This is a genomic window from Pseudomonas pharyngis (assembly GCF_021602345.1).
In the GTDB taxonomy this organism is placed as follows: domain Bacteria; phylum Pseudomonadota; class Gammaproteobacteria; order Pseudomonadales; family Pseudomonadaceae; genus Aquipseudomonas; species Aquipseudomonas pharyngis.
The window spans coordinates 1-25215 of sequence record NZ_BQID01000020.1 but is presented as its reverse complement, the minus strand read 5'-3'; the positions used below and the strand labels follow the sequence as shown (position 1 = coordinate 25215).

Below are 25215 nucleotides of genomic sequence, written 5' to 3'. Positions count from 1 at the left end.
CACCAGAGAAGGTGCGCAGCATACGTCATGAATGCCGCCGTTTGTTTCTGTTTTCCCGCGGGTTTCCAGGCCCGATCGCTGAATTGGCAGCGACCGAAACAGGCTAGAGCCCGCGCTTCCGACGGACAACCTGAAAACCCTGTGGGAAGGTTCGGTGTATTCAGACACGTTTTTAAACAGACTTTAGGACGCTGGCCCTCACCCCAGCCCTCTCCCGGAGGGAGAGGGAGCCGATCGAGTTGTTCATTCGAGTTACATCGACCTGAACCATCGAGCTGAACTCAAGCTTTCAAAACAAAAAAATCAAAACCAAACCCATCTACACAGCCTTGCGCCCTCAACAAACCAAACGATGAGCGTTAGCTCGAGTACCGCTTTTGATCGCAAGGCCCGTCGGAAGGCTGAGTGGAGGGATTGATCCGGGGGTGGGAGCGCAGCGACCGTGCGGCGCAGCCGCATGCATCGAGAGGAGGTGCAGCGAAGCAAACCGTAGGCGATGCCCCCGGATCAATCCCGGAGCGAAGGAACCCGAGCCACAGCGAGGGCCGTACGTCAGGGTAAAGCCTTTTGGGTTACCTTTTCGGCGTTTGGAAAAGGTGACTCGCCGTCAGGGCGAAACCCTAGGCAGCCGTTACCGCAGAAATGGATATGTACCCAGCCAGAAAGCCCCCCATCGACTGACCGGACGCCATCGCTGGCAAGCCAGCTCCCACAGGGTTCCGGGTACATTCGCAATAACGCCCGCGTCTGAAAAACAGCCAAGTTCACTCAGCCTCCGGATCCACCTTGTTCTGAGTCAAATACCGATTCAAAACATCATCCTGCGAAGGCGTAGAAGCATCCCCCGCCACCTGCCACAACCGCCGCTCAATCCCCTGCGCCACCATATGCCCCACCGCCGCCTCAATCGCCGAAAGCACACACAACTGCGCCGGCTCATTGGTCGTATACCCGACCTCAGCCTCAAGCAACTTCTTGAACTCGATAAACTTGAAAATCCCCGCACTGCGCGCCACCGAATAAATCGTCTTGCTGGTCATCACATTCGCCAACACCTGCCCGCTGCGAACATCCACCGCGCGCAAGTTGACGGTGACCTGATCGACCCGATACTCACGGGACAAATCGATCCCCAGATACCGCGCCCCTTCCCCACCGCTGCGCACGTTGGTGTCATAAGCGATGATCCCGCCCTCAAGCATCATGTTCGCCGCCTGCAACGGTGGCAGCTCACCCTGAATGTTCACCGGGGTATTCGGCTTTTTCTGCGACGCGCGAATGATCTTGCGTTCAGTCAGCAGGTTCTGCAGCCCTTCACGCTCAAGCACCACAAACCAGCCGCTGGCCTGCATCGCGTCCATCAACATCGACGCCGCGCCCTGGGTGACGCTGGTGGAAAAGGAGCTGGCCGGCGTCGGTTTGTACTGCCCGGTCTGGTCACGGAAGCCGTACACCACCGCCATCAGCCGGCCCTTGGGTCGCGGCATTTTCAGCAAGTCGTAGTAGGTCGAGGCCCTGGGGGTCAGGGTCGGGGTATCGGTGTCCTGCTCGGCCGGCATCGGCTCGCGCAGACTGCACCCTTGTAATGCTGCCAACATCAGCCCTAGCGCAATTATTTTTTTCATGTCCATCGCTCCCCGGAACCGTCATCCCGTCATGGGTTGAGGCCGTTCACCTGAATTTCGGAAACTTCGCCGCTCGCCCGGTCGGTCACTTCAATCGTCAGTGCCCCCGAGTCATCAACGACGTTGACGATAAAAGCGTCGGTGGACAGGCTCCCCGTGTTGCCGGTGGAGATGTTGTCCAGCAGTTGCCCCAGCAACCGTGACTGCAATTGACTGGTGAAGCGCTCGAGTGCCGAAGTGCCGGCCACCGTCGAGCGCTTCTTGAGGTCCGGATCGTCGTGGTCGTTTTGCGCCTGGGCGTTGTTGAGCAGCCAGGTGCCGTTGAGCGGGTTGCCGCCGAACGACGGATTGACCGGCGTGTAGACCAGTTCGGTGGCCTGGACGGCAGCGGCGCTGGCAAGCCCGATCAACAACCCCGAGATCCAGAATCCGCTGCGCCGTGAGAACGTTGTCGTGTTCATAGTTCGTCCTTCTCAAGGTCGGTGGTGTCCTGCAACAAGGCTTCCAGCTTGCGCCGGACGACCTCCAGTCGAACCGAGTCGGCGGCCGCGTAGGCCTCGTCCTTCAGTTCCACGGTGTTCGGCGGCAGGAAGCGCCGATACACCAGGCGTTGTTGATATTCGACGGTCACCAGGCTCCCCCAGCGCGCGTCGGGGCGCTCGCGCACCACCAGGTTGAAATCCATCCGGCTGGTGTCGCGCAGGCGTTCGCTGAACGAGTAGTAAAAGTCGTGGCCGATGTGCGAGATCGTGTCGTCGACGATGAAGCCCATCATTTCGTCTTCTTCGCTGGCGCTGGCGAAAGACGCCACGGCCGCGAGGATCAACGCGCACCAAACGTGGCGGCTCATGGCTGCAACGCCTGTGGCAGGGCCGACTGGCCTTTGACCGGGGCCCCGTTGCCAGAGCCGGTGCCGTCGAGGAAGGCTTTCTCGGCCACGAACTGCCAGTCCGAATAACGCTGCATGCCTTCGAAATCCGACCACTGCGAAGGGAAGTCCGCCTGCTTCAACGGCACCTCGGTGGAGGCACTGTTGATGCCGGTGATACGCCCGTCGAAACCCCGTTGCAGTACCCATTCACCGCCGCCGATCGGGTCCGGATAGAGCTGACGCAGGTGGTGGCGGGCGTCCGGAAAACGCTCGTCCTGCAGCAGGTCGACCAGTTCTTTCGGGTACTGCGCCAGGCCCGGCGAACTGCGGTAGTAGCTGCGCAGCGCCTGGGCGTACTGGGTGCCGACCCACAGCAGTTGCTTCTCGCGATCGCGGCGCGACACGGTCGACCACAACTCGCCGGCACTGGCCAGGCCCATGCCCATGATCACGATCAGGAACAGCACGCCCAGGTAGGTGAACCCACCCTGCTCCACGTGCTTACCACTCGGAATACTGGCTGCCATCACGCGCCCTCCCGGTAGCTCCGCTCTTGATGTCGGCGACGCCGCCCGCCACACCGTCCGGCGGTGCGATCAACACCCATTGGTCATTGCGCTCGGTGATCGGGTCCAGCGGCGCGTTGCGCAGGTAACGCATCTCCACCAGTTGCTCGATGGAATCGGGATAGCGCCCGGTGTCGCCGTAGTAGTGATCCAGCGCCTCGCGCATGGCCGACAGGCTCTGGTGCAACGTGGTCTCTTTGGAGGCCTCGAGGCTGTTGAAGTAGCGCGGCAAGGCGATGGTCATCAGGGTCGCGATGATCGCCATCACCACCATCAGCTCGAGCAAGGTAAAACCCTTTTCCCGGCGCATGAGAATCACCACTCGCGATACGCGATGCCGTTGAGGCCACGGCCCCTGGCAAGGGAGTAGACGTCGAACACGTCTTCGCCATCGCGCGGGTTCTGGGCCGAACTGTTGTAGGCCCGCAGGCCCCAACCGCCGTTGTCGTCACGTTTGGCCGGCACCAGCGGATCCCGCGGTATCCGGCGCAGAAAGTAGAACTTCGCACCCTTGGCACTGCGCACGTCGCGCACGCCTTCGACCAGCACTTTCAGGTTCGGCGGATAGCCGCTGCTGTTCAGGGATTTCTCGATGTAGCCGGCATCGAAGGCACGCTTGTAGGCGTCGATGCCATCGCGAATCTGATACAGCGCGGTGCGCAGTTCCTGCTCCTTGCCACGCCGTACCAGGGTCTCGGTCAGCGGCGCGGCCATGCCGGCCAGCAAACCGATCAGGGCCAGCGTCACCACGACTTCGATCAAGGTAAAACCGCGCTGGGAGGCGTTCATGATCAAGGCTTCTCGACGGTGACGTGAGTGGTTGCCACGGCCGCTTCACCGACTGCACGAGGCTGTGCGGCAGGCGCTGGCATGGTGTAGTTCTGCGAACGGTCCGGCGCCTGGATGTGCATGCTGGTTTCGGTGCCGGTCGGGAATTCCATGTCCGACGGGCTCTGGTACGGCAGGTTGCGCACGATCCGGGGGGTGATCGACAGCACCAGCTCCGATTTGCCGATGGTGTCCTTGTTGCTGCCGAACAACCGGCCCAGACCCGGAATGTCGCCGAGGCCCGGAATCTTGTTGCCGGTGGCGCCGTGGTCGTTGCGCATCAGGCCGGCGAGGATCTGGGTTTCACCGTCATGCAGGCGCAGGGAAGTCTGGGCGTTGCGGGTATCGACCTGCACCGGGATCGTCCCTTGGCGGGTCGGCTCCAGCGGTGTGGCGTTACTCACTTCCAGAGCGATCTTGATCGCCACTTCGTTGTTCAGGTGCACGGTCGGCTGCACTTCGAGCTTCAGACCGACGTCGAGGTAGGTGACGCTTTCGGTGATCACCGGGCCCTGAGTCGACGGCACCGAGGTGGCGCTGATGATCGGCACCCGTTGACCGATGTGGATGCGCGCCTGTTCGCGGTTGCTGACGCGGATCACCGGGCTGGCCAGGGTGTTGATGTCGTTGTCCTGCGCATTGATCTTGGCTTGCGGCGACGGCGAAATCGAAATCCGGCTGGAGTTGATGCCCTTGAGTTGATCGAGAACGGACACCCCTGTGCCGTCGCTGTTGATCACACCGAAAGTGTTCGGCCATTGCAGGCCCAGGTCGAGAATGCGCTGGGTGGCGACTTCCATCACTTCCACTTCCAGCACCACTTCGGGGTTGGACTGGTCTTGCGATTGCAGGAGTTTTTCGGCCATGCGCACGGCGTCTTCGGTGTCGCGCATGGTCAGGGTGTTCAGGCGTTCGTCGACGAACACGTCGCGGGTCTTGAGCATGGTCTTGATCATGTTCAGCGCGGTGTTGGCGTCGATGCTGGTCAGGTAGAAGGTGCGCATCACCAGCTCTTGGTAGTCCTTCAGCTTCTGCGGCGAGTCCGGAAAGATCAGCAAGGTGTTTTCGTTCACCACTTTCTGGTGCAGCTGGTTCTGTTGCAGCAGCAGTTGCACGGCGTCTTCGATGCGCACGTCACGCACGAAGATCGTGGCTTTCATGTCCGGACGCAGGTCCTTGTCGAAGATGAAATTGAGGCCGGCGACCTGCGACAGCACTTCGAAAATGGTCTTGAGGTTGGCGTCGCGAAACTCCAGGGTCACCGGGCGATCGAGCCGGGTGCGCAGTTGCGGGTACTGGACCACGTTGCGGCTCTGCACCAGACGAATGTTGCCTTGCAGCTCCAGCGCGCCGTCGTTTTTCGGGTCGAGTTCAAGGATCTGTTTGACCTGACGGTCGGCGCCGTAGATGTCGCCCCGGCGCAGGTCGCCACGGGCCAGCTCAAGTTTCTCGTCCATGCTGCGCAGGTAGTCGAGCTGGCGCAGGGCATCCTGGGCGCGGCGGTTGTTCGGCTCGATGGTCAGCACCCGGCTGTAGGCGGTGCGGGCCGAGGCGAAATCGCGGCGGGCGCGGTCGGTGTCGCCGGAGGTCAGCAGCGCGGTGATCGCCTTGGCCCGGCCGCTGTTGAGCAGCAGGTGCAGCTCGGTGTCGCGCGGATTTTCCCGCAAGCCTTCCTCGATCCGGGCCAGGCCCGCCTCGTACTGGCCCTGCTCGATCAGGTCGGCGGCTTCCTTGTTGGCGACCTGCGCGGAACTGCACGCGGCCAGCCCGGCACACAGGCCGAGGCTCATCAGCAAACGGGATCTGTTCATTGCGTACTCCCCACAGACAAGGTCTGCGACAAATGCAAAGGCAGGTAGACCAGGCTTAGTTCCACATCGGAAATCGCCGCAATCTTCCAGGTGTCGTCGATCACATCCCCGCTGCGCACGACGTAGATTTTCTCGCCGTCCTGCAAGAACACCTGCAGGTCGCTGCGGTCATGCAGCCTGCCGACGAACTGAAACGGCACCGGTGGCAGGCTCGGGGCTTGCACCACCGGGGTCGGGTTGATCGCTTGTTCGGTGACCGTCGCCAGGGTCGGCGCGGCCTTCCAGGATTTGCTCGCAAACAGGTCGCCGGCCGGGCTCAGGTCCTTGATCGGCGCCGCATTCGCCTTGGCGCTGCTGGCGGGCAAGGCGCCACGGGCGGTGGATTTTGTCGGGCTGGCCACGGCGACTTCGGTCGAATCCGCTTCGTCGCTCGGCGAGAAATATTCCGGCAACCAGGCCAGCGCCGCCGCCACGCCGAAGAACGCCAACCAGCCGCTTATGCGTTTGCTGTCCATCACGACCTCGACAGGTAGAGGGTCATACGGATCCGGCCGCTGAGGTCGGTGTCGGCAATCTTCTTGCGTTGAAACTCGACGTCTTCCACCACCACCGCCGGCAACTGGCCGAGCAAGGCGTGCAGGAAACGGCGCAGCTGCGGATAGCTGCCGCGCACCGGCAACAGGATCTGGTAGCGCGCCAGATGGGTCTTGGGATCGACGCCGAGGGCGTATTCGCCGCGCGCCAGGGTGATGTGCTCCTGCGCAGCCAACGCGTAGATGCGGTCGATGGCGACGGTGGCCTGCGGCTGGGCCGGCAGCTTGTTGCGAAAATCATCGAGCTGACGTTGCGGCACCACGGGCGGGGCGACGCTGCCGTCCTCGACCTTGGCCAGGTATTCGGTGGCTTCCTGGGTTTGCTGGCTGAGCTGTTGCAGCGATTGCCAGCCCGGCAGCAAACCGCCGAGTGCCCAGGCAACCGTGACCAGCAGCAGCGCCAGACCGGCCAGGCCCGGAACGCCGAGGCCTTGCAGGTATTCGTGAACGATCAGTCTAGGGATTCGCATCGCCTATCTCCCAGGTCGCCGACAGGTTGAATTGCACCGGTTGCTCCGGCGATTTGACGACGATTTCGTGGCTCAGCAGCGACACGTCGGACAGCTCGTCACTGGCCTCCAGCCGTTTGTGGAAATCCAGCATCGCTTGCAGATCCCGCGCTTCGGCGCTGATCCGCACCTGGCCCTTGCGGGCATCCGGGGTCAGGGTCAGCAAGGCGATGTCGTCGCGCGGCATGGCTTCGAGCATGGCGAACAGGCGTTCCCAGGGCCGGCGCAGTTGCTGCGAGACCTTGCGCATTTCGGCGAGGTTCTGCGCCTGCTCGCGGGTTTCCGCCGGGCTCAGCGTTGTCTTGCTGCCGCTGTCGCCAGTGAGCTGGCGCTGGGTGTGCTGCAAGTGACCCTGCTGTTGCTCGGCCTGATCGCCGAGGTGCTGCTGCACACCGAAGCACACCAGCGCGAGCAACACACCGCCGCCGAGCAGGCTCCAGCCCAACGGGCCGGAACGCGGACGAGGCTGGAAGTCGAGGTTCAAGGCGCGCATGTCAGGCCACCGCCCGGGACATGACGTACAAGGCGTCACGCACGGTCATCGAGTTGTCTTCGAGGGTGCGCAACTGCACCCCCGCCACCTCCGGTTGCGCATCGAGGCGCGCCGGGGCGTGCAGATAAACGTTGAAGGCGCGTTCGCTGGTGGAGGCTTGCAGTTGCCGTTCGCGACCGATCAACGCGTTGAGTGCCGCGTCGCTGTCGCTGCCGCCCACCGAACGCACCGACGACCAGCGCCCTTCCCTTGCCAGCAGCAACACGCTGCGTTGCGGTTCGGCGACGATGAACAGGAAGTCACCGGCGTCGAGGCTTTTGTCGAAACGGTTGAACGCGGTCATCAGGTACGGCTGCACCGAACGCAGACGCAGGCCGCGACCGCTTACCAGCGTGCGCAGGCGTTCCAGCAAATCCTGCGGCAAGGCACTGGCGATCCGGTCATGCCCGGCAGGCTCAGCCGACAGCACCAGGCTCCACGGTTGGGTCGGGGCGCCGAACAGGTCTTCGAAGCACAGTTGGGCGAAGCCGCGCAATTCTTCAGGGCTGCTGATCTGCTCGCTCCACGGCACCAGACAGAAGCGGCTGAAGTGGCCGGAGATCACCACGCTCAGCTCGGCACCGGCACGGGTGTGTTCGCCGAGCAGACGGTCGAGGGTGTCCAGCGCCACCGCGTAGCTCTGAAAGCCTTCGTCGATGTAGCCGACGCTGCCCAGCCACAGGGTGTCGCTGCCCCGGCGCTGGCCGAGGCCGACACCGCTGGCGCCGAGCACGGCGATAAATTGATCACGCGATAAAAGTGACACGATTGATCTCCTCCAGCGTGGTCCGACCGTGCTCCACCAGCTCCAGCGCCGATTCGCGCAACAGGCGCAAACCACGGGCGCAGGCCAGGGCTTTGATCTGGGTGATGGGTTGGCGCTCGACGATCATCTGGCGCAGTTCGTCGTCCAGGTGCAGCAGCTCGGCAATCGCCGTGCGGCCGCGATAGCCGCTGCCCCGGCAGTGGCCGCAGCCCTTGCCGTGGACGAAGTGGTAGTGATCGACTTTCTGTGGATCGAGGCCCGAAGCGCGCAGTTCTTCATCGCTCGGGTTGACCGGCGTGCTGCAACTGCTGCACACCAGCCGGATCAGGCGCTGGGCGAGAATCGCGTTGAGCGCCGAGACCAGGCTGTAGGGGTCGATTTCCATTTGGGTAAAACGACCGATCACGTCGAACACGTTGTTGGCGTGGATGGTGGTGAATACGAGGTGACCGGTGAGCGCCGATTGCACGGCGATCTGCGCGGTGTCCGGGTCGCGGATCTCGCCGACCATGATCTTGTCCGGGTCGTGACGCAGGATCGAGCGCAGGCCACGGGCGAAGGTCAGGCCTTTTTTCTCGTTGACCGGGATTTGCAGCACGCCCGGCAGCTGATATTCCACCGGGTCTTCGATGGTGATGATCTTGTCCACGCCGTGGTTGATCTCGGTGATCATCGCGTACAGCGTGGTGGTCTTGCCGCTGCCGGTGGGGCCGGTCACCAGCACCATGCCGTAGGGTTCGGCGGCGAGGCGACGCAGTTGGCGCAGGGTTTCGTCTTCAAAGCCCAGCGCTTGCAGTTGCACGCCGCAGACCTTGTCGGCCAGGTCCTGTTTGTCCAGCACCCGCAGCACCGCGTCTTCGCCGAAGATGCTGGGCATGATCGAAACGCGGAAGTCGATCTGCCGGCCGCTGATGCCGATCTTGAAGCGACCGTCCTGGGGAACGCGTTTTTCGCCGATGTCCAGTTCGGCCATGACCTTGACCCGCGAGATCACCTGCTCGGCGAACTCGCTGCCCTGGATCTTGCCGATGTTGTTCAGCACGCCGTCGATCCGGTACTTGATCACCAGGCCCTGGCCGGTGGTGCCGAGGTGGATGTCGCTGGCGTGCATTTTCAGCGCGTCGTACAGGGTCGAGTTGACCAGTTTCACCACCACGCTCGAGTCTTCGCTGATGCTGGTCAGCGACAGGCTTTGCAGGGTGTCGGTCTCGCTGCCGGCGTCAGCCTGAGCATTGAGCGATTCGACCGCGTGGAAGCTTTCTTCGTGGCGGGCCAGATAGGCCTTGAGGTCGTCGGCGTGCACCAGGTACAGCGGCGCGCCGTGCAGGCATTCGTCGATCCAGGCCAGGCGCGACGTGTCGAAGGGGTCGGCGAACACGCCGATGACTTCGTCGTTATGGCGCAGCAGGATGAATTCACGTTTGAGGCATTGCGCGAGGGTGACCCGGTCGAACACCGGGGTCGCCAGAAACAGCGTGTCGGTGTCGAGCACCGGGTAATGCAGGGTGGCGCCGAGGCTGGCAATGAACGGCATCGGCGCCAGCTCACAGAGCACGGCCAGCGCATCGAGCACCCGTTCCCCGGAAGTGCTGGCCCGTGCCCGGGCCTGGGCCAGTTGCTCACTGGAAAAGCGTGGCGGGGTCTGGGCCTCCAGTGGAGGATTGACCGACAGCGGTTCGACGACAACGGACAGACGATCCATGGCTTGCTCTCCAACACCCGGGGCTTGAGGCCCTGACGGCGCGGGAGGCGAGTTCGGCGAGTGCCGGAACGTCTATCGCGCCATTACTCCCCGGTGAGCATTTGATCGTCGTCCGGTGCCATGACCTCCGACCGGTTTCGTCGGCGGTCCGCCAGCACCCAACTGCCATCGTACAACTGCAACGGGAAGCTCTCGGTCCTGCTCTGGCGTCGTTCGACAAAGCCTTCGGATGGGCTCGCACCGGGTTTCGCTTCGCGCTGGATCCCCAGAAGGTCGCAGACAGCTCGGGCAAGTTCCGCCAGTGGAAACGGTTTGAACAGGATGTGGCTGACCCCCAGTTGCCGCGCCCGCTCACAGACTTCAGCGGTCGGGTGACCCGTTATCAGCACGAAATGACACGTCCTGTTCTGGCGGACCGCGTCGAGCACCTCGAACCCTTCCATATCGGGCAAGCGGTAATCGAACACCAGCACGTCGGGGGCGAAAGTCTCGGCCTGGCCGATTCCCTCTGCGCCGTCATGTGCAATCCGGACTTCCAGCCCTTGCGCCGACAGATAATCCTGAAGGTTCTGTGCAAGCAGCTGTTCGTCTTCGACAACCAGTACTTTGTTAACCAAGGTGGACTCCCTGAAACCTCAAGTGCCGGCAATTGAAATTCAATGACCCGAACCTGCTGGAGTGCGCCTCACAAGAGGTAACGCACACTTCATGCCAGGCTGAATGCCGGTAATTTTTTGTCTTCATGTCCTTGAATTGAATGGAAATGCCCGCTCGTCCCGGTACCCCGTTCCCCAGAAACGGGGAAGCACCTGAATGGGCATCGAAGCCAATCCCCACTATTGGGGGGGGAACCTTCAGTCGTCGTCAATTCGTTCGATCCTGTTCTCTGCCCGTAACTGCGCGAGCACCTGACGACGAGCCTGGGTCTGTTGCTGTCGGGCGAGGTACGCCCTGACTGTTTCCAGCCCTTGCTCCTCTGGGACATCGGCCGCCTCCCTGTGGTTCTCGACAAAAATCAAATGCCAGCCGAACGGTGTGCGCACCGCCTCGCTGAGTTCACCAGGCTTGAGGGCAAACGCTGCCGTTTCGAAGGCCGGCACCATTTGCCCACGGGCGAAATACCCCAGGTCCCCGCCCTGGCTGGCGGTGACATCTTCCGATCCCGATTGCGCGACGCTAGCAAAGGTTTGCCCCCCTGCGATAGCCGCACGCATCTGCATCAAGCGTAGTCGCGCCGCTTCAACCGTGGCGGCATCGGCATCGCCGGCAACCTTGATCAGAATGTGCCGGGCCTGGACCTGCTCCGGTGCGCCCATTTCGGCGCGGTGTTCGTTGAAGAAAGCCCGCACGGTCTGCTCGTCCGGGGCCTGGACTTGGGTCAGTTCGGCGAACATCCGCTGCGCCGCCAGTTCGCGATGGGTGTACTCGGTGAACGAGGCCTCATCGAAACCGGCGTCCTGCAAACGCTGGAGGAATTTGTCGGTGCCGCCGATGGCGGTGCGGGTCTGTTCGACCTGTTCGCGCACGGCTTGCTCATCGATTTTCACCCCGCGCTTGCGCGATTCCTGCCAGAGCAGTTCCTTGTCGATCAGCGTGTCCAGCGCGGCCTGACGCAGTTGTTTATAGGCCTTGGGATTGCGGATGCTCGCCACGGCGCGGCCCTGATCCTCCAGGTACTCGGCGAAAAAGCGTTCCAGGCGAAACTCGGAAATCGCCTCGCCGTTGACCCGGGCGGCCACCGGTTCATTGTTCGCCATTCCCACCGACAACCAGCCTGTCAGCAGCCAACACAGGGTTTTGAGCTTCATGATCAGGGCCTCCGGTCAGGGCGTGGCAATAATCGGTTTGTAGGGAGCGACCAGATAAAAACGCTGGTCGGGCAAGTCAACGGTGACCACGTGCGCCCCGCTCAGGCCCAATCGTCGGCCGGGGCCGAAGCTCAGACGCGGGGTCAGGCCGGTGTCGAAGTCGTGCAGGCCTTCAAGCGCCGCCACCAGTTTTTCGCGGCTGGCATCGCGGCCGGCCTGCTTCATGCCTTCGCTGAACAACAGCATCGAGGCGTAGGCGCCGACTTGCAGCACCGCGTGCTGGGCGCCGAGGCCTTGATGCTCACGCAACAGCGTCAGCGCCATGCGCCCGGCCTGGGTCCAGTCGCTGGGCACGAACGGATACGCCAGAAACACCCGCCGGGAAAAACCCTCCGGCACTTGCAGCAGATCCCCCGCCACCTGGCTGGATGCGGCAAACAGGTATGGCACCTGCCCGGCATTCTGCAACCCGGCCGCCAGCCGGCTGAACCCACCGCCGTTGCCCAGGTAGAACACCGAGCGTGAGCCCAGCGGCAAGCTGTCCGCCGCCGGGTCGTAGGCCTGCAGATGGACTTTTTCCCAGCCGTGCTCCAGCAGATAGCGACCGAGGGTCTGCGCCGCCAGCATCTGGGCCGGGTCGTCGGGATAGGCAATCAGCGTCGGCCCTTGCAGCACTCGCAGACTGGCGGTGGCGTAGTCGGCCAGCGCGATCAGTTGCTCACGCAGCCCCGGCAGCGGTTCGAAAATCTGCGGGCTGGCCTGCACCGGGCCGAGCAACGACAGGGCCCCGATCAGCGGCACGCCGGACTGCTCCAGACGCGGCGCCAGTTCGCTGTCCAGCGCCGGGGCCAACGGCGCGATCAGGGCGAAAACTTGCTCTTCCTCGATCAGCCGTTGCAGGGCCTGTTCGGCACTGGCGCGATCCGGGCCGGGATCGGCCACGGTCAGGCGCAACTGCCGGCCGTGAATGCCACCGGCCTGATTGATCCGCGCCACACTGCCGTTGAGCACCGCCGCGATGGTGGCGCCCTCCTCGGCCAGCGGCCCCTGGCTGGGCAGCAAGGTGCCCAGGTGCAAGGTCTGGTCATCGAGCCCCGGATCGCGGTCATCGGCCAGACGCTTGAGGTACGCGGTGAGGTTGCGCTGATCCTTCATCGACAGCAGGAAGCGCGGCATGCTCGGGTCGAGGCGATTGTTGCCGGGATCGCGGCCCTGCTGGATCACCCGCGCCAGACTGCTGTCGGTGTAGGCCGGGTAGTTGCGGCCGTTGATCTGTTGCTGGCCATGAATGCTGGTCAGCCGCGACCAGTTGAGTTGCGGCGGACGCACCCCTCCCTCGGGCCGGCCGAGGCCGTCGGCACCGTGGCAGTTGGCACACGGCAGGCTGGTGGCCGGCAGCAACACATCCGCCGCGCCGACCCGCGCCATGATCGGCTCGCCGCTGGCGGACAGGCCTTCGCGGTACAGGCGCTTGCCGGCGCTTTCTTCATCGGTCAGCGGCAACGCGGCCGCGCCGAGGCTGACGCCAGCGAGCAGGATCAGGGCGAGGACGCGGCCGAGGTTCATGGCGCGGACTCAGCGGCCGGCCACAGGCATTGTCAGCAGTTGCAAGCGCTGGGCAATGGCGGCGGCCGGGGCGTCGGGACGGATTTTGCTCCAGCGTTTGTTGGCCACATCGCCGACGATCAACTGGGTCGAGTGCTGCTCGGGCGTCGGCACGATCTGGCCGATGCGGCCCAGCACCAGGTCCATCTGCGCCTTGTCGCCGGTAAGGAAAAGCCAGTGAGGGTCATCGGCGCCCTGCTTCAAGGTGTAAGCCTTGAGCACCGCCGGCGTGTCGCGCAGCGGATCACTGGTAAGGGAAATGAAGGTGATGCCGTCGGCCTTGTCGCCCAGCAGCTCGCGGACTTCCTTGAGCTTGCGAGTGATCAGCGGGCAGGCGTCATTGCAGCTGGTGAAAATCACGTTGAGCAGCACCACGCGGTTGTGCAGCGCATCGCTGTAGAAACGCTGGACGTCGCCGTTCTGATCCAGCAGCGGCGTGTCGGTGAACCAGGTTTTCGCATCATGGGTGCCTTTCGCCGGTGCGGGCGCAGCGCTGGTCGTTGTCGTTGCCGGTGCCGGTTGTTCGTGGCCTTCGTGAGCCAGGGCCATAGCGCTGAAAATCCAGAAACACACCGTCAGGGTGAGCCAGTCCAGGGTTCTCATGGTTGTTGCTCCATGGCAATCGCGGTGTGTTTGGCGTGGGTGCGCAGGCCGCTGAGTTTCTCGACTTCTTTGGCCAGCAATGCCGGGTCGGTGAAGCCGTAATAGCGCGTCCAGTGGCGACTGTTCCCGTCACCGACGAGGATCAGCGGCTGATGATTCTTGAAGTCGCCGCTGAAACTGCCGAGGCCCTTGAGGGTGGCGTTGATCGATTGCGGCGAACCGGTGAGCCAGCTCCAGCCCGGGCCTTTCTGGAAGGTGCGGGCGTAGTCCTGCAGACGTTTCGGGTCGTCGCGCTGCGGGTCGATGCTGATCGACACCAGTTGCACTTCCGCGCCGACCCGGGCACCGAGCTGTTTCTGCACCTTGCCCATGATCGACGAGACCACCGGGCACACCGTGGTGCAACTGGTGTAGATGAAACTCATGACCACGATTTTGTTGTGCACCAGATCCTGCTCCAGGTGCACGGTCTTGCCGTTCTGGTCGAGCAGCGGCACGTCGGCGAATTTGACCTGGGCGTGTTCCTGGCTGTTGGCGGCCGGTGCGGTGTGGCCGGCATGCTCGTCCGCCGAGTGGGCGCTGGCCTGCTGGATACCGACGGCCAACAGGCACAGGGTCAGCAGGCCACGGGATGCAAATCGGTTCATGGTCGTTTCCTCGTCACTGAGTCTGGCCGGGCAGCACCCGGACACTAGCAAAGGTCTTGTCGTCGAAACCGGCGCCCAGCGAGGCCGCGCGCACGTGCAGGTACCAGGCGCCGCTGCGATCAAGCGTCACCGGTGCTTCGTACACGCCGTCAGCAACTTCCAGCGCCGCCACTTCACGGGGCCGGGAGGTCGGCGCGAGGAAATAGCGCAACTGCACGTCGGTCACGCCGCTGCGCTGAATCTTCTGTTTGCCCTGGACGATGCGAAAGCGCACCACGTACGGGTCGTTGAGGGCCACGGCGGTCTTGTCCAGCAGGAACTCGACTTTTGCCGCCCCCAGGTGTTTTTCCGGCGCGCCGTCGGACGCTACCTGGGCGGTGAAGCAATGAATGATGTTCGGCTGGTTGAGCAGGAACGCCACGTCGAAGCGCCCCGCCGCTGGCAGCTTGACCCGGGCGCTGTAGAGCCCCGGCGACACTTCGCGCAGGCTGCGGTCGATCACCAGCGCGGCGCGAGCGATTTGCCCGCGGTTGGGGTAACCGGACATCGGCGCGTTCATGCCTTCGGCGTAGAAATAGGTGGTGTTGTCCACCGGGTTGACCACGAACACCGCGTTGTCATCGCGCGATACCGCGAGGCTCGACGCCAGCGGCAGGTCCCCGGCCAGCCGTGGCGGCTGCGGCCCGGCCTCGAAACCCTGGGTAATCGGCTGACGCCCTTCGCCCAGCGAAGACAGGTTGATCATGGTGACTTTCGGCGAGGCCAGTCCGCGCACGTAGGCGTAGGCCTGAGTGAACACCACTTGATAGGGTTCGGCCGAGACTTCCAGATCATGGATCGCCGAATCGTTGGCCGCGTCGATCACCGTGGCGCGGTTTTCCACCGTGTTCAGCACCACGCCAAACCGGCCGTCGGCGCTGAAGCCCATCGGGCCGAGGCCCTGTTGCAGCTTGATCACCCGGCGGACGGCGCGGCTGTTGCTGTCGATCACCGTGACGGTGCCGTCCTTGCCATCGGCCACGTACACCGCGCCGGACAGCGGCGAGTAGGCCACCGACAACGGGCTGGAGCCGGTCTTGACCTGTTGCACCAGGCTCAGGCTGGCGATGTCGATAACGCTGAGGGTGCCGTCGTCGCGGTTGCTGACGAAGGCGAAACGGCTGTCCTTGCTGAACGTGATTTCGTGGTGGCCGCGACCGGTCGCCAGGTGTTTCAGCGGTTTGAGGCTTTGGGTGTCGATCACCGTTACGCCGGATTCTTCAGCCTTGCTCGCGTTGTTGCCGACCCACAGCAGGCGCTCGTCCGGTTGCAGGGCGACCCGCACCGGCTGGCTGCCGGCGGCCACCGAGTCGATCACCTTGAATTGCTCGCTGTCGATCACCGCCACTTCCCCCGCCGTCGGCATCGACACGAAGACCTTTTTATTGTCCTTGGGCGTGACCCAGTCCATCGGCGATTGCTTGAGTTCGATCCGCGCCAGGGTGCTGGTGATGCCGCCCACCGAGACTGACGGATCGACCACCGAAACGCTGGCATCGCGGTTCATCACCAGCAGGAAATAGCTGTTGAGGTCGAGCAGCGGCCGCGCGCCGATGTTGGATTTGAGGAACGTACCGACCCGCGACTTGCAGCTCTGGTCACGGCCCTGGGCCTGGTCGGCGGCGACGGCTTGCGGATCGATCCACGCCCCCGGCGCCACACCGGACAACGGCTGGCCGGACGCACCGTCGGTGACACGAAACTGCACGTCGGCGAACTCGCCTTCACGCAGCTGACCGTCGCTGGCCAGCGGCTTCAGATCGAAGGCGATCGACACACCGTCGCGGGTCAGCACCTGCCCGGCGCCGGTTTGCGCCAGGGCAATCTCGCTCAACGTGAGCAGCGCGCCGGCCATCGCCAGCAGGCAGACGCCGATGATGTTGATGATCCTGTTCATGTCGCTCTCCCCTACAAATCCTGTCCCCACCTGTGGGAGCGGGTTCACCGGTTCCCACAGGTCGCGCATTGGCACCTACTGAGCAGGCGGCGCCGGCTCCGGCTCATTGGTCACCCGCAGCAATCCCCACAGCCCCGAGGTGTTGCCATAGGCGGCGTAATCGCGGAACAGGTAGTCCCCCGGTATCGCGTTGCTGCCCCCGGCGCTCGGGATCATGAAGCTGAAGTGCGCCGCCGGCAGGATGCTTTCGTGAGCGCCGATGTACATCGACATCGGGTTGTAACCGAAGCGCACCGAACCCACGCCCGGCGTGCCCATTGGGTAGCCGCCGGTGTCGCTCTTCTCGGCCTGGAACGGGTTGAGCGACCAGACGTGTCCGTCGAGCTGGAACGTCGTGCCGCGACTGCCGCCGCTCGGCATCAGAATGTGCGTACGCAACGGCTGACCCGGTTTGGCATACAGCACCGGCGTCTGCGGATCGCCGCCCACCAGCGCATTGCTGTAGGCCATGTGTGCGTTGGTCATGTCGCCGTAACCCGCGCCATCGGCGCGACCGAACGGCGCATCCGGGGCGAGGCCGAAGCGATACCACAGCGGTTCGGTCTTGTAGTTGATCGCCATGCTCGAGTTGTCCTGCGGATCGGTCGGTACACCGAAGCCCTCGGCAGCGATGCCTTCGACTGGCCGGCCATTGGCCCAGCGGGTGTTCAGCGCCTTGTGCCAGACCATCGCGAAGTCGCGGTAAGTCGTCTGCCCCGGTGCGGTGACCGTGGCGTTGACCTTGCGCGCATCGTCGACCCAGGTCGCGCCGATCGGCAGGATGCTCATCGCCCCACCCAGGCCTTTTTGCGGTTGCTTGATCACGTCCGCCGGGGTGAAGTTCAGGCCACCGAACTCCACGGCCGTGGCGTTGATGTTGTCGACACTGCGCCCCAGTTGCGTGACCGGTTTGCCTTCACGCTCCAGGTGCCCGGCGTAGTACTGATAGGTACGGGTCGGGTAGGCGCCGCTGCTGCCCAACCGTGGTGGCACGGTCTGGATCGGGTTGGCGCCGACGTTGGCACCGTCGGACTTGGTGATGTCATAGGCCAGCAGTTGCGCGTGCAGACCCACGTGGCTGGACGGCCGCATCAGGTTGTTGCTGAAAGTGGTCGAGCCCAGGCCGCTGTTGCGATCGCGCTTGACGATGCCCTGCATCACCGCGGTCTGGGTCAGGTCGGGCATCACGCTCGGCAGACGGTTCTCCAGGGTGATATTGATGCAGTCCCCGGCCGCTGCGCGCAGCACCAGCGGTTCGACCGGAATGCCGGGTTTGAGCTTGCCGCTGACCGGATCGAGGTCGGATTTGCGCACGTACAGGATCGCCGTCGGATCATGCAGCGGCCCGCTCTGACCACCGATGGTGATGGTCTCGCCGTCCTCCGGATCAGTCACCGTGACCTGCGGGATACTCACCGTGCGCGAGTTCAGCACCAGGGTGCCGCCCGCCGGATTCAGCGGCCCGCCGACATGCTGACCGAGCCCGGCCGAATCGCCGATGCTCAGGCCCAGCGAATTGCCGAGGATGTCGTTGGCCAGCGCCGCCACCACTTCATAGTTGCGCTGCACCGTCGGCCGGGTGCCGATGCCGTTGGGGTTGGCGCTGATCCGTGGGCAGCTGCCTTCGAACGCCACGGTGTTGCGCATGCCCGCCGGACTCGGGTTGTTGGGGATGGCGAACAGGTCATTGCGTTTGGCCGTGTAGTTGCGCATCACGCCCCAGATCCCGCTCCAGTAGCCTTCGATCGAAGCGTCCATCGAGTACAGATAGTCACCGGTGGTCGCCGCAGAGCTGGAGAGCATCGACACCGGTGCGATGAAGCCCATCTGTTCGGAGATGCCGATCATCTGCGAGGCGCGCCAGCCAGAGTTGGAGCTGTTGCCGAAACCGGAACCGCTCTGCAGCCATTTCACGCCGTGCAGGGTGACGTTGTGCTCTTCTTCGTGGCCGCCGGCATGCACCCGCAGGCGCACGTTGTCGCCGGTGTAGGTACGCAGCATCGGGGTGAACGGGTCGCCCGGCTCGCTGCCGCCCTTGTTGATGTGCGGCGGGAACAGGGTGGTGCCGCCAGTCGGGCCGGTGGCAGCCGTCACCAGGTTCGGTGCCAGATTCATCGCCGGGATCGCCCGGTCGGTACGGCTTTGCATGGCATAGGCCAGATCGCCGCCGAGGCCGTCGGCCTGCATGCCGCGCTTGCCGTCCGGGCCGACCTTGTTCGGATCGTAGACCCGCAGGGCCAGCGGCTCGTTGCGATAGTTGACGACGAACATGCCCGGATCATCCACGGAGATCGCTTGCGGGCAAGGCCGGCTCGGGCAACCCGGCACCTGACCGCCCTGCACTTCCAGCACGCCTTCGAGCAGGGTGCTGGCGTTGTTGCGCACCGGCGGATTGATCGCGTAGCGGAAGCTGTCGGCGGTAGCCGGGAAGGCTTGCGGATTGGGCACGCCGTTGGGGCCGGCGCCCACGTACACACCGGCTTCATAGGCGTGCTGGAAGTCGCTGTATTCGAGGAAGAACTCACGGAAGCTGTCGTTCTTGCCGTCGCCGTCGAGGTCGCCGGTGTTGATCACCGCCTGCCACGAGGTCGGCCCGCCGTCCTGGCGCGCGCCGCTGTACAGAGGCTCGCCGGTTTCGGCGTGGAACCAGGTGGAACCGGCCGGTTCCGCCAGCACCGTGGCATACAGTCCGATCTGCTGGTGAGTCGATGGGCCGAGGTGGTCGTGGGTGAAGATGGTGCCCAGCCCGCGATCCACGCCCTTGGCGTTGACCACCGGGTCGACGAACCAGCGTTGCATGGCTGTGCGCGCGCCCATCCAGTCACTGCGCCCGAACTGGCCGAAGAACGGATGCGCCTTGGCTTTCGGGCACGCCTGGGTGCCGTCGCGCGGGTCGCTGCCCTCGCACTGATTGAATTCGCGGATCGCGTGAATGCGTTCCTGAACAGCGCCTGGAGAGAGCACGCCGTCCTCGTAGTTCCAGCCGTTGGAGGAACCGTCGGCGGCCGTCAGGTCCCATTTCGGCAGGTGAATGTGCTGGCCGATCACGTCGGTCGGCGTGCGCACCTGATAGTCGTCCATCTCGTAGGTGGCGGGCACCAGGTTGGTTTGCTGGTATTGCACGCAGTCGAAGGTGTTCATGCGCATTACCAGCGGCTCTGGCGGACGCTGCTTGGTGATCACCGGCCAGGCGTCTTCCCACAGCGCCAGAATCCTCGCTTGCGGGAAGTGATAGCCGACCTTGTTGTAGACCGCGTCGAACTGAATGTTGGCGGCCTTGTAGATCCGTGGCCGGTCGGCGGTGAAGGTCGAGGCGCCGACGAAGGACATGCCGTCCAGCCGATCGCCGCTGGCGAATTCACCGGTGCCGGCGCTGCTGGTCAGGCGTTTTTGCCGGTCGTCCATGCACGGTTCGTAGTACGGCGCGCCGGCCATCGGCAAGGCGCCGTTGGTGCGGAAGGCCTTGGCCACGATCTGGTTGCCGGGCAGCAAGGCAAAGCTTGGGTGATCCTTTTTCGCATGGAACGCCATCGCCGCCTGTTCCACTTCGGTGCCCTCTTCGGGCAGGTAGATCGGCTTGGCGCGGGTGACTTCCTTGGAGAAGTCCAGCGAGGTGGTCACGGTGTGCGCCTCGCCTCCGGCCGCCACCCCGTCGAGGGTGTGACGCTGCAAGCCGCCGTCCCAGCCGCCGGACTGATTCGGATCGAGGTTGGCCCACAGCGCTTTGCCGCTGGCTTTCAACGATTGCGCGGTGGCGGCGTCGAGCATGTCCAGCGGTGGGGTTGGCGGACGCTGACCTACCGAACTTTCCATGCCGCCGATCCAGAACGGATAGCCAGGGTTTTTCAGGCTGCCGTCGGCGTTGCGGTTGGCTTCGCTGCGATCGACCAGTGCCAGGGAACCGATGGCTTGCGATCCACCGTTACCACCGTGGTGCTCGCCGTCGTCATCGCCCTCGTCTTCCTCATCGTCGTCATCGTGGCCGGCGACCAGGGTTTCGCCGATTTTCGGCACCACCACCACTTTGCCCGGCATCGGCGCCATGGCTTTGCCGGGCAGCGGCACGACGGCAGGAATCGGCGTGCCGGCGATGATCTCGCCATCCGGCAAGGCGCGGGCACCGGCGGCGGGTTTGCCGCTGCGCAGGGCGTAAGGTTCGCTGTGATAACCATCGGCGCCCTGTTGCGAGACTTCCAGCCGGGTGCCTTCTTCGAACACATCGTGCACCCGCCACATCGACCACATGCCCTGGGCGAAATGCGGGTAGAAGTGGCAGTGATAGATCGCATCGCCGGCCACCCGGTTGCGGTTGCCGGAGCCGCCGTTGGCAATTTCGTAGGTATAGCCGGCGCCCGGACCGATGCCTTGGGCATCGACGTAATCGGAGTTGTCGTCATTGGGGTTGAACAGCCACTGATGGCCGTGCAGGTGGAAAATGTGCTGCTCGTGACCATTGTGGGTGTTGCGGAATTTGACGAAGTCACCGATGTAGCTGTGGTTGACGTTCGACGGCTCCGACGGATACAGGGCCATGGTGGCCTTGACGCCGACCTGATCGGCGCTCGGCGTCTGGCCGGGGGCGATGTTCTCGAGCCCGGTGTTGGCCGGCACGTCCACCAGCATCGCCACGTCACCGACGGTGTGCGAGCTGAGGAAGAATTCTTCGTAGGCGCACGACAGGCAATCGTGCATCGGCCCCACGCCTAGGCGGTTGGCGACCACTTCGGCACCCATGCCGCCGGAACCGTAGTTGATCATGAACGAGTCGCGGGTCGGCTCCAGCACATGGGCCATGACCGGGTCGGCCCAGTAGGCGGGGAATGCCTGGGTGGCGGCGGTTTCGTCCTGGAACTGCGAGGCGAAATCGCGAAACGGCTCGAGGCGGTTGGGGATCGCCGGGTTACGTTTGCCCACCGATTCCAGCGGATAGGTGCTGGGCGCAAAACTGCCATCGGCATTGCTGCCCATGACGATCGCGTCGCTTTCGCTGGAGATGATTTCGTTGCCGTCGACCATGCTGATGATCGGCGTGCCGGCCTTGCCTTCACGCAACCACGGTTCGCGCTGCGGGTAGCGGGCCTGGTAATCGACGATGGGGTGACCGGCCGGTGTGCGGCCGGTGGTCGCCAGACGCATTTCTTCTTCGGTGAGGGTGTTGCGATAGGTGCGTCCCGACTTCGGCACCACCACGACCTGGCCGAACAGGCCATTGGCGGTGTTGCCGGCCGCGCCTTCCCCGCCGAATGTCGCGCCACGGCTGCTGACGGCAAACGCCCCTTCGCGCTCGGCGTACAACACGTAGGAACGGCTCGCGCCCGGCGGCACCAGGGTGTTGGCGTTACGCCCGGTGTAGGAGGAAATGTCGTCGATGCTGTTCACCGCTTGCAGGCCGTTGACCTGGAAACCGACATGGCGGTCGGCGACCTGCTCGTCGACCTTGAAGGCATCGGCGCCACCGGGGTTCACGGTGCCCTCCTCGCCTTCAGGCCCTTCGAAGTGCTTGTTCGGGTTGGCCTGATAATCGAGCAGGTTCTGCAGGTTGATCGTCAGGCAATCACCGGCGGCGACCCGCAGCACCAACGGCCGTGGACGCTTGTCCGCACGCAGCGACACCTTGCCCGGCACCGCGCTGCCGCCATAGGCCAGCGAGACGTCATGCTCATCGACCACATCGCGGCGCAGGGCGTACATCATGCCGTTGGCATTTTGCGCACCGAGGCGGTTGAACATCAGCGGTTGATCGAAGGCGACCACATTGGCCACCAGATTGCGCTCGCAGCGCACGGCGGCGCTGGCCAGTTCGACGCTGAGCATCGAGACCAGCAACAGCAGCCAGTTCAACAGGGGCGGAGCGTGGTGAATGCCAACCATGATCGGAAACCTCGTAGTGGGTGCTCACAGGGAACGATTCTCGTTAAAGCCCTGAGAGCAATCCGCATGCCACAAAAAATTGCCTTCCATCTCAATCAGTTACACAGGTCACTTGAGAATGCGGGGGATATTCCCCACCCGTTTCCCCACTTTTCCGGGCCCCTTGGGTTTGCCCCGAAAGTGGGGAAAGCCGGGGCTGGACCTACAAAGGTTCGTCAACCGCCAGCCCCTGCAAGCGCCGGTACTGACGCAAAACGCTCGGGACGTAACGCTGGGTTTCGGCGAACGGCGGGATCACCCGGCCCCGGCTGAGCACCGCGTCAGGCCCGGCGTTGTAAGCGGCCACGGCCAAGGCGATGTCGTTGTCGAACAGGGTCATCAGGCGCTTGAGGTACTTGGCCCCGCCCTGGATGTTTGCCTTGGGGTCGTAGACGTCTTTCACCCCCAGCTCGCGGGCGGTGTCGGGCATCAATTGCATCAGTCCGCCGGCGCCCTTGGGCGAGGTGGCGCCGGGGTTGTAGTTGGATTCGGACTTGATCACCGCGTGCAGCAAGGCTTCGGGCAGGTGATTGGCGCTGGCCGCCGCTGACACCAGCTCGGCGTAGGGCTGGTTGGCGATCAATTGCGGTTGCCGGTCAAGGCTGACCAGTGGCGCATCGGACTCGCGAATCACCCGCTCGTAAGTGCGTCCGGGACGGTGGACGTTCGACAGCACGTAGCTGCCCTTGGCGTCCATGGAAACGAAGACATCGGCTTGCGCGGCACCGACCGACAGCACGCAGCCGAGCAGTCCTGCAGTGAATGAATGGATCATTGGGCCTCCCCTGACAGGCCCCGAAAAATTGGGGGAAATGCCCCACTGACCCGTCGTTGATCAGCCGTACGCAAGCACTGTGCCGACTCTTGAAAAGCCCGTAATACAAGGGTTTCAGCCCGACCGCCGAATTTATCGGGGGCTGAGCATGGCAATTGCATAAGCCCTTTCGGCGACACGGCTGCCACTCACGGGAGGTCATCATGAAGCTGCATTTTCGTCCGCGTGCCCAACGCGGTTTCACCCTGCTCGAATTGCTCGTGGTGCTGGTGGTGCTTGGCCTGTTGGCCGGGATCGTCGCGCCCAAATATTTCGCCCAGTTGGGGCGTTCCGAAGTGAAGGTCGCCAAGGCGCAGATCGAAGGCCTGAGCAAGGCGCTGGATCTGTACCGGCTGGAGGTCGGCCATTACCCGTCCACCGAACAGGGCTTGCAGGCGCTGGTGACCGCACCGAGCGACGAAGCCAAATGGACCGGCCCGTATTTGCAGAAAAAACTGCCGCAGGATCCGTGGGGCCGTAACTACACCTACCGCTATCCCGGCGAAAACAGCGAGTACGACCTGCTCTCGATGGGCAAGGACGGCCAGCCCGGCGGCGAAGGCGAAAATGCCGAAGTCACCAACTGGCAATAAGCGGAGCACACGGCATGCGATTTCAACTCAAAGCAGTGGGCAAGGCCGGGGTGGTGTCGCTGAGCGTCGAGGCGCCCGGCCAGAGCGAAGCACGGCGCATCGCCGAGGATCAGGGCTTGCGCGTGGTCAGCCTGCACGCCGAGCGCCACTGGCGTTCGTTGCGCCTGAGCAAGCGTGAGACCTTCAATCTGGTGCTGTTCAGCCAGGAGCTGACCACCTTGCTCAACGCCGGCCTGCCGCTGATCGATGCGCTGGAAAGCCTGGCCGAAAAAGAAACCGCCCCCGCCGCCCGCAAAACCTTGAGTGAGCTGGTGCGGCTGCTGTACGAAGGCAAATCGTTCTCCCAGGCACTGGGCCAGTTGTCGGCGGTGTTCCCGCCCTTGTACGTGGCGCTGGTGCAGTCCAGCGAGAAGACCGGCGCGGTCGGCGATGCGCTGGGCCGTTACGTGAGCTATCGCCAGCGCATGGACGAGGTGCGGCAGAAGATCGTCAGCGCTTCGATCTATCCGCTGCTGTTGCTGGTGGTCGGCGGTGGTGTGGTGCTGTTCTTGATGGGTTACGTGGTGCCGCGCTTCAGCCTGGTGTTCGAAGGGCTGGGCTCGAACCTGCCGTGGCTGTCGCAGATCCTGATGAGCAGCGGCATGTTTCTACACGCCCATCAGGGCGAGTTTTTCGGCCTGTTGGCGACAATCGTCATCGCCCTCGCCGTGCTGCAGAAACAACCGGCGTTTCGCCGTGGGCTGGATCGGCTGGTGGAGAAACTGCCCGCCGTACACCAGCGGATTTTCATGTATGAGCTGGCGCGGTTTTACCGGTCACTGGGGATTCTGCTGCAAGGCGGGATTCCGCTGGTGACGGCCATGGGCATGGTGCGCGGCCTGCTCACCGTGGCCTCGCGAGCACGGCTGGACCAGGCCTGCGAGCGGGTGCGCGAGGGGCAGTCGCTGTCCACTGCGCTGGAGCTCAATCATCTGGTGACACCCGTGTCCCTGCGCCTGCTGCGCGCTGGCGAACAGTCCGGCAACCTCGGGCAAATGATGGAACGCAGCGCCGATTTCTACGACGAGGAAATCAGCCGCTGGATCGAGTGGTTCGTGCGGTTGTTCGAACCGCTGCTCATGACCTTCATCGGCCTGTTGATCGGGGTGATCGTGATCCTGATGTACATCCCGATCTTCGAACTGGCTTCGAGTATCCACTGACCTCGGGAACGGGTCGGATCACACGCAACAAGCCACATCCACGTTCCCAATCAAGACAACAAAGACGGAGAACGATATGCACATTCAAAAGCTCGTGCTCGCAATGGCCATCGGCGCAGTCCTGTCGGCGTCTACCGTACTGATTCCGGACAGCCTGTCCGGGGTGTCGAGTGTTCAGGCCAAGGATGGGGGAAGTGGTGGTGGAGGAAGCGGCGGTGGCGGCGGCGGTGGAAACGGTGGGGGTGGCGGCGGTAA

General features: G+C 63.8%; 22 protein-coding genes. 2 read left to right on the top strand and 20 right to left on the bottom strand.

Annotated elements, in window-relative coordinates; translation table 11 throughout:
• Positions 1-764: 764 nt before the first annotated feature.
• The 20 genes from L6D74_RS27005 to L6D74_RS26910 form a co-directional block, all read right to left on the bottom strand.
• Complete coding sequence (locus L6D74_RS27005; RefSeq protein ID WP_085607704.1) at positions 765-1625, bottom strand: CsgG/HfaB family protein; 861 nt, start codon at positions 1623-1625, stop codon at positions 765-767.
• Between the two features lie 29 nt (positions 1626-1654).
• Positions 1655-2086, bottom strand: coding sequence for a curli assembly protein CsgF (locus L6D74_RS27000; RefSeq protein WP_007956141.1), 432 nt, complete (start codon positions 2084-2086; stop codon positions 1655-1657).
• Entirely contained in the window at positions 2083-2475 is a 393-nt protein-coding gene (gene csgE / locus L6D74_RS26995) for a curli production assembly/transport protein CsgE (RefSeq protein ID WP_064378911.1), read from the bottom strand. Before csgE ends, L6D74_RS27000 begins: the two co-directional genes overlap by 4 nt.
• Positions 2472-3023: a type II secretion system protein gene (locus L6D74_RS26990; RefSeq protein WP_236191118.1), complete on the bottom strand. Its 552-nt coding sequence runs from the start codon at positions 3021-3023 to the stop codon at positions 2472-2474. Before L6D74_RS26990 ends, csgE begins: the two co-directional genes overlap by 4 nt.
• Complete coding sequence (locus L6D74_RS26985) at positions 2998-3372, bottom strand: type II secretion system protein (RefSeq protein ID WP_011333435.1); 375 nt, start codon at positions 3370-3372, stop codon at positions 2998-3000. Before L6D74_RS26985 ends, L6D74_RS26990 begins: the two co-directional genes overlap by 26 nt.
• 5 nt (positions 3373-3377) lie before the next feature.
• Entirely contained in the window at positions 3378-3851 is a 474-nt protein-coding gene (locus L6D74_RS26980) for a type II secretion system protein (RefSeq protein WP_064378909.1), read from the bottom strand.
• 2 nt (positions 3852-3853) lie between these two features.
• Positions 3854-5701 (bottom strand): secretin N-terminal domain-containing protein, encoded by a 1848-nt coding sequence (locus tag L6D74_RS26975; RefSeq protein WP_236191117.1) that lies wholly within the window; start codon positions 5699-5701, stop codon positions 3854-3856.
• A complete protein-coding gene (locus L6D74_RS26970; protein ID WP_085648788.1) occupies positions 5698-6216 on the bottom strand; it encodes a hypothetical protein in 519 nt (172 codons plus the stop codon). The genes L6D74_RS26975 and L6D74_RS26970 overlap by 4 nt, the downstream gene beginning before the upstream one ends.
• Positions 6216-6764: a GspMb/PilO family protein gene (locus L6D74_RS26965; RefSeq protein WP_236191116.1), complete on the bottom strand. Its 549-nt coding sequence runs from the start codon at positions 6762-6764 to the stop codon at positions 6216-6218. Before L6D74_RS26965 ends, L6D74_RS26970 begins: the two co-directional genes overlap by 1 nt.
• Positions 6751-7296, bottom strand: a complete 546-nt coding sequence (locus L6D74_RS26960; RefSeq protein ID WP_007956129.1) for a PilN domain-containing protein — start codon at positions 7294-7296, stop codon at positions 6751-6753. The genes L6D74_RS26965 and L6D74_RS26960 overlap by 14 nt, the downstream gene beginning before the upstream one ends.
• 1 nt (position 7297) lies before the next feature.
• Positions 7298-8101: a hypothetical protein gene (locus L6D74_RS26955; protein WP_236191115.1), complete on the bottom strand. Its 804-nt coding sequence runs from the start codon at positions 8099-8101 to the stop codon at positions 7298-7300.
• Entirely contained in the window at positions 8082-9803 is a 1722-nt protein-coding gene (locus L6D74_RS26950) for a GspE/PulE family protein (protein WP_039769035.1), read from the bottom strand. The genes L6D74_RS26955 and L6D74_RS26950 overlap by 20 nt, the downstream gene beginning before the upstream one ends.
• Positions 9804-9886: 83 nt before the next feature.
• The gene (locus L6D74_RS26945; protein ID WP_085748467.1) at positions 9887-10420 is read right to left on the bottom strand and encodes a response regulator; all 534 of its coding nucleotides are present in this window, start codon (positions 10418-10420) and stop codon (positions 9887-9889) included.
• A gap of 237 nt (positions 10421-10657) precedes the next feature.
• A complete protein-coding gene (locus L6D74_RS26940) occupies positions 10658-11611 on the bottom strand; it encodes a peptidylprolyl isomerase (RefSeq protein WP_236191114.1) in 954 nt (317 codons plus the stop codon).
• 15 nt (positions 11612-11626) lie between these two features.
• Entirely contained in the window at positions 11627-13177 is a 1551-nt protein-coding gene (locus L6D74_RS26935; protein ID WP_236191113.1) for an ABC transporter substrate-binding protein, read from the bottom strand.
• Between the two features lie 9 nt (positions 13178-13186).
• Positions 13187-13819, bottom strand: coding sequence for an SCO family protein (locus L6D74_RS26930; protein ID WP_064595148.1), 633 nt, complete (start codon positions 13817-13819; stop codon positions 13187-13189).
• Complete coding sequence (locus L6D74_RS26925) at positions 13816-14466, bottom strand: SCO family protein (RefSeq protein WP_236191112.1); 651 nt, start codon at positions 14464-14466, stop codon at positions 13816-13818. Before L6D74_RS26925 ends, L6D74_RS26930 begins: the two co-directional genes overlap by 4 nt.
• A gap of 13 nt (positions 14467-14479) precedes the next feature.
• Positions 14480-16402, bottom strand: a complete 1923-nt coding sequence (locus L6D74_RS26920) for a YncE family protein (protein ID WP_236191110.1) — start codon at positions 16400-16402, stop codon at positions 14480-14482.
• Between the two features lie 75 nt (positions 16403-16477).
• Positions 16478-22312, bottom strand: coding sequence for a manganese-oxidizing multicopper oxidase MnxG (gene mnxG / locus L6D74_RS26915; protein WP_236191108.1), 5835 nt, complete (start codon positions 22310-22312; stop codon positions 16478-16480).
• Positions 22313-22514: 202 nt separating this feature from the next.
• Positions 22515-23126, bottom strand: a complete 612-nt coding sequence (locus L6D74_RS26910; protein ID WP_163974554.1) for a lytic transglycosylase domain-containing protein — start codon at positions 23124-23126, stop codon at positions 22515-22517.
• Positions 23127-23329: 203 nt separating this feature from the next.
• On the opposite strand from L6D74_RS26910, the gene gspG reads away from it, so the two are divergent.
• Together gspG and L6D74_RS26900 are read left to right on the top strand one after the other, a co-directional pair.
• A complete protein-coding gene (gspG, locus tag L6D74_RS26905) occupies positions 23330-23758 on the top strand; it encodes a type II secretion system major pseudopilin GspG (RefSeq protein ID WP_007956107.1) in 429 nt (142 codons plus the stop codon).
• Positions 23759-23772: 14 nt separating this feature from the next.
• Complete coding sequence (locus L6D74_RS26900) at positions 23773-24960, top strand: type II secretion system F family protein (protein ID WP_064595139.1); 1188 nt, start codon at positions 23773-23775, stop codon at positions 24958-24960.
• Positions 24961-25215 lie beyond the last annotated feature (255 nt).

Excerpts from the sequence above, each read along its gene's own strand:
- L6D74_RS27005 (WP_085607704.1), bottom strand. The coding sequence starts at position 1,625 with ATGAAAAAAATAATTGCGCTAGGGCTGATGTTGGCAGCATTACAAGGG.
- L6D74_RS27000 (WP_007956141.1), bottom strand. The coding sequence starts at position 2,086 with ATGAACACGACAACGTTCTCACGGCGCAGCGGATTCTGGATCTCGGGG.
- csgE (WP_064378911.1), bottom strand. The coding sequence starts at position 2,475 with ATGAGCCGCCACGTTTGGTGCGCGTTGATCCTCGCGGCCGTGGCGTCT.
- L6D74_RS26990 (WP_236191118.1), bottom strand. The coding sequence starts at position 3,023 with ATGGCAGCCAGTATTCCGAGTGGTAAGCACGTGGAGCAGGGTGGGTTC.
- L6D74_RS26985 (WP_011333435.1), bottom strand. The coding sequence starts at position 3,372 with ATGCGCCGGGAAAAGGGTTTTACCTTGCTCGAGCTGATGGTGGTGATG.
- L6D74_RS26980 (WP_064378909.1), bottom strand. The coding sequence starts at position 3,851 with ATGAACGCCTCCCAGCGCGGTTTTACCTTGATCGAAGTCGTGGTGACG.
- L6D74_RS26975 (WP_236191117.1), bottom strand. The coding sequence starts at position 5,701 with ATGAACAGATCCCGTTTGCTGATGAGCCTCGGCCTGTGTGCCGGGCTG.
- L6D74_RS26970 (WP_085648788.1), bottom strand. The coding sequence starts at position 6,216 with ATGGACAGCAAACGCATAAGCGGCTGGTTGGCGTTCTTCGGCGTGGCG.
- L6D74_RS26965 (WP_236191116.1), bottom strand. The coding sequence starts at position 6,764 with ATGCGAATCCCTAGACTGATCGTTCACGAATACCTGCAAGGCCTCGGC.
- L6D74_RS26960 (WP_007956129.1), bottom strand. The coding sequence starts at position 7,296 with ATGCGCGCCTTGAACCTCGACTTCCAGCCTCGTCCGCGTTCCGGCCCG.
- L6D74_RS26950 (WP_039769035.1), bottom strand. The coding sequence starts at position 9,803 with ATGGATCGTCTGTCCGTTGTCGTCGAACCGCTGTCGGTCAATCCTCCA.
- L6D74_RS26940 (WP_236191114.1), bottom strand. The coding sequence starts at position 11,611 with ATGAAGCTCAAAACCCTGTGTTGGCTGCTGACAGGCTGGTTGTCGGTG.
- L6D74_RS26935 (WP_236191113.1), bottom strand. The coding sequence starts at position 13,177 with ATGAACCTCGGCCGCGTCCTCGCCCTGATCCTGCTCGCTGGCGTCAGC.
- L6D74_RS26930 (WP_064595148.1), bottom strand. The coding sequence starts at position 13,819 with ATGAGAACCCTGGACTGGCTCACCCTGACGGTGTGTTTCTGGATTTTC.
- L6D74_RS26925 (WP_236191112.1), bottom strand. The coding sequence starts at position 14,466 with ATGAACCGATTTGCATCCCGTGGCCTGCTGACCCTGTGCCTGTTGGCC.
- L6D74_RS26920 (WP_236191110.1), bottom strand. The coding sequence starts at position 16,402 with ATGAACAGGATCATCAACATCATCGGCGTCTGCCTGCTGGCGATGGCC.
- mnxG (WP_236191108.1), bottom strand. The coding sequence starts at position 22,312 with ATGGTTGGCATTCACCACGCTCCGCCCCTGTTGAACTGGCTGCTGTTG.
- L6D74_RS26910 (WP_163974554.1), bottom strand. The coding sequence starts at position 23,126 with ATGATCCATTCATTCACTGCAGGACTGCTCGGCTGCGTGCTGTCGGTC.
- gspG (WP_007956107.1), top strand. The coding sequence starts at position 23,330 with ATGAAGCTGCATTTTCGTCCGCGTGCCCAACGCGGTTTCACCCTGCTC.
- L6D74_RS26900 (WP_064595139.1), top strand. The coding sequence starts at position 23,773 with ATGCGATTTCAACTCAAAGCAGTGGGCAAGGCCGGGGTGGTGTCGCTG.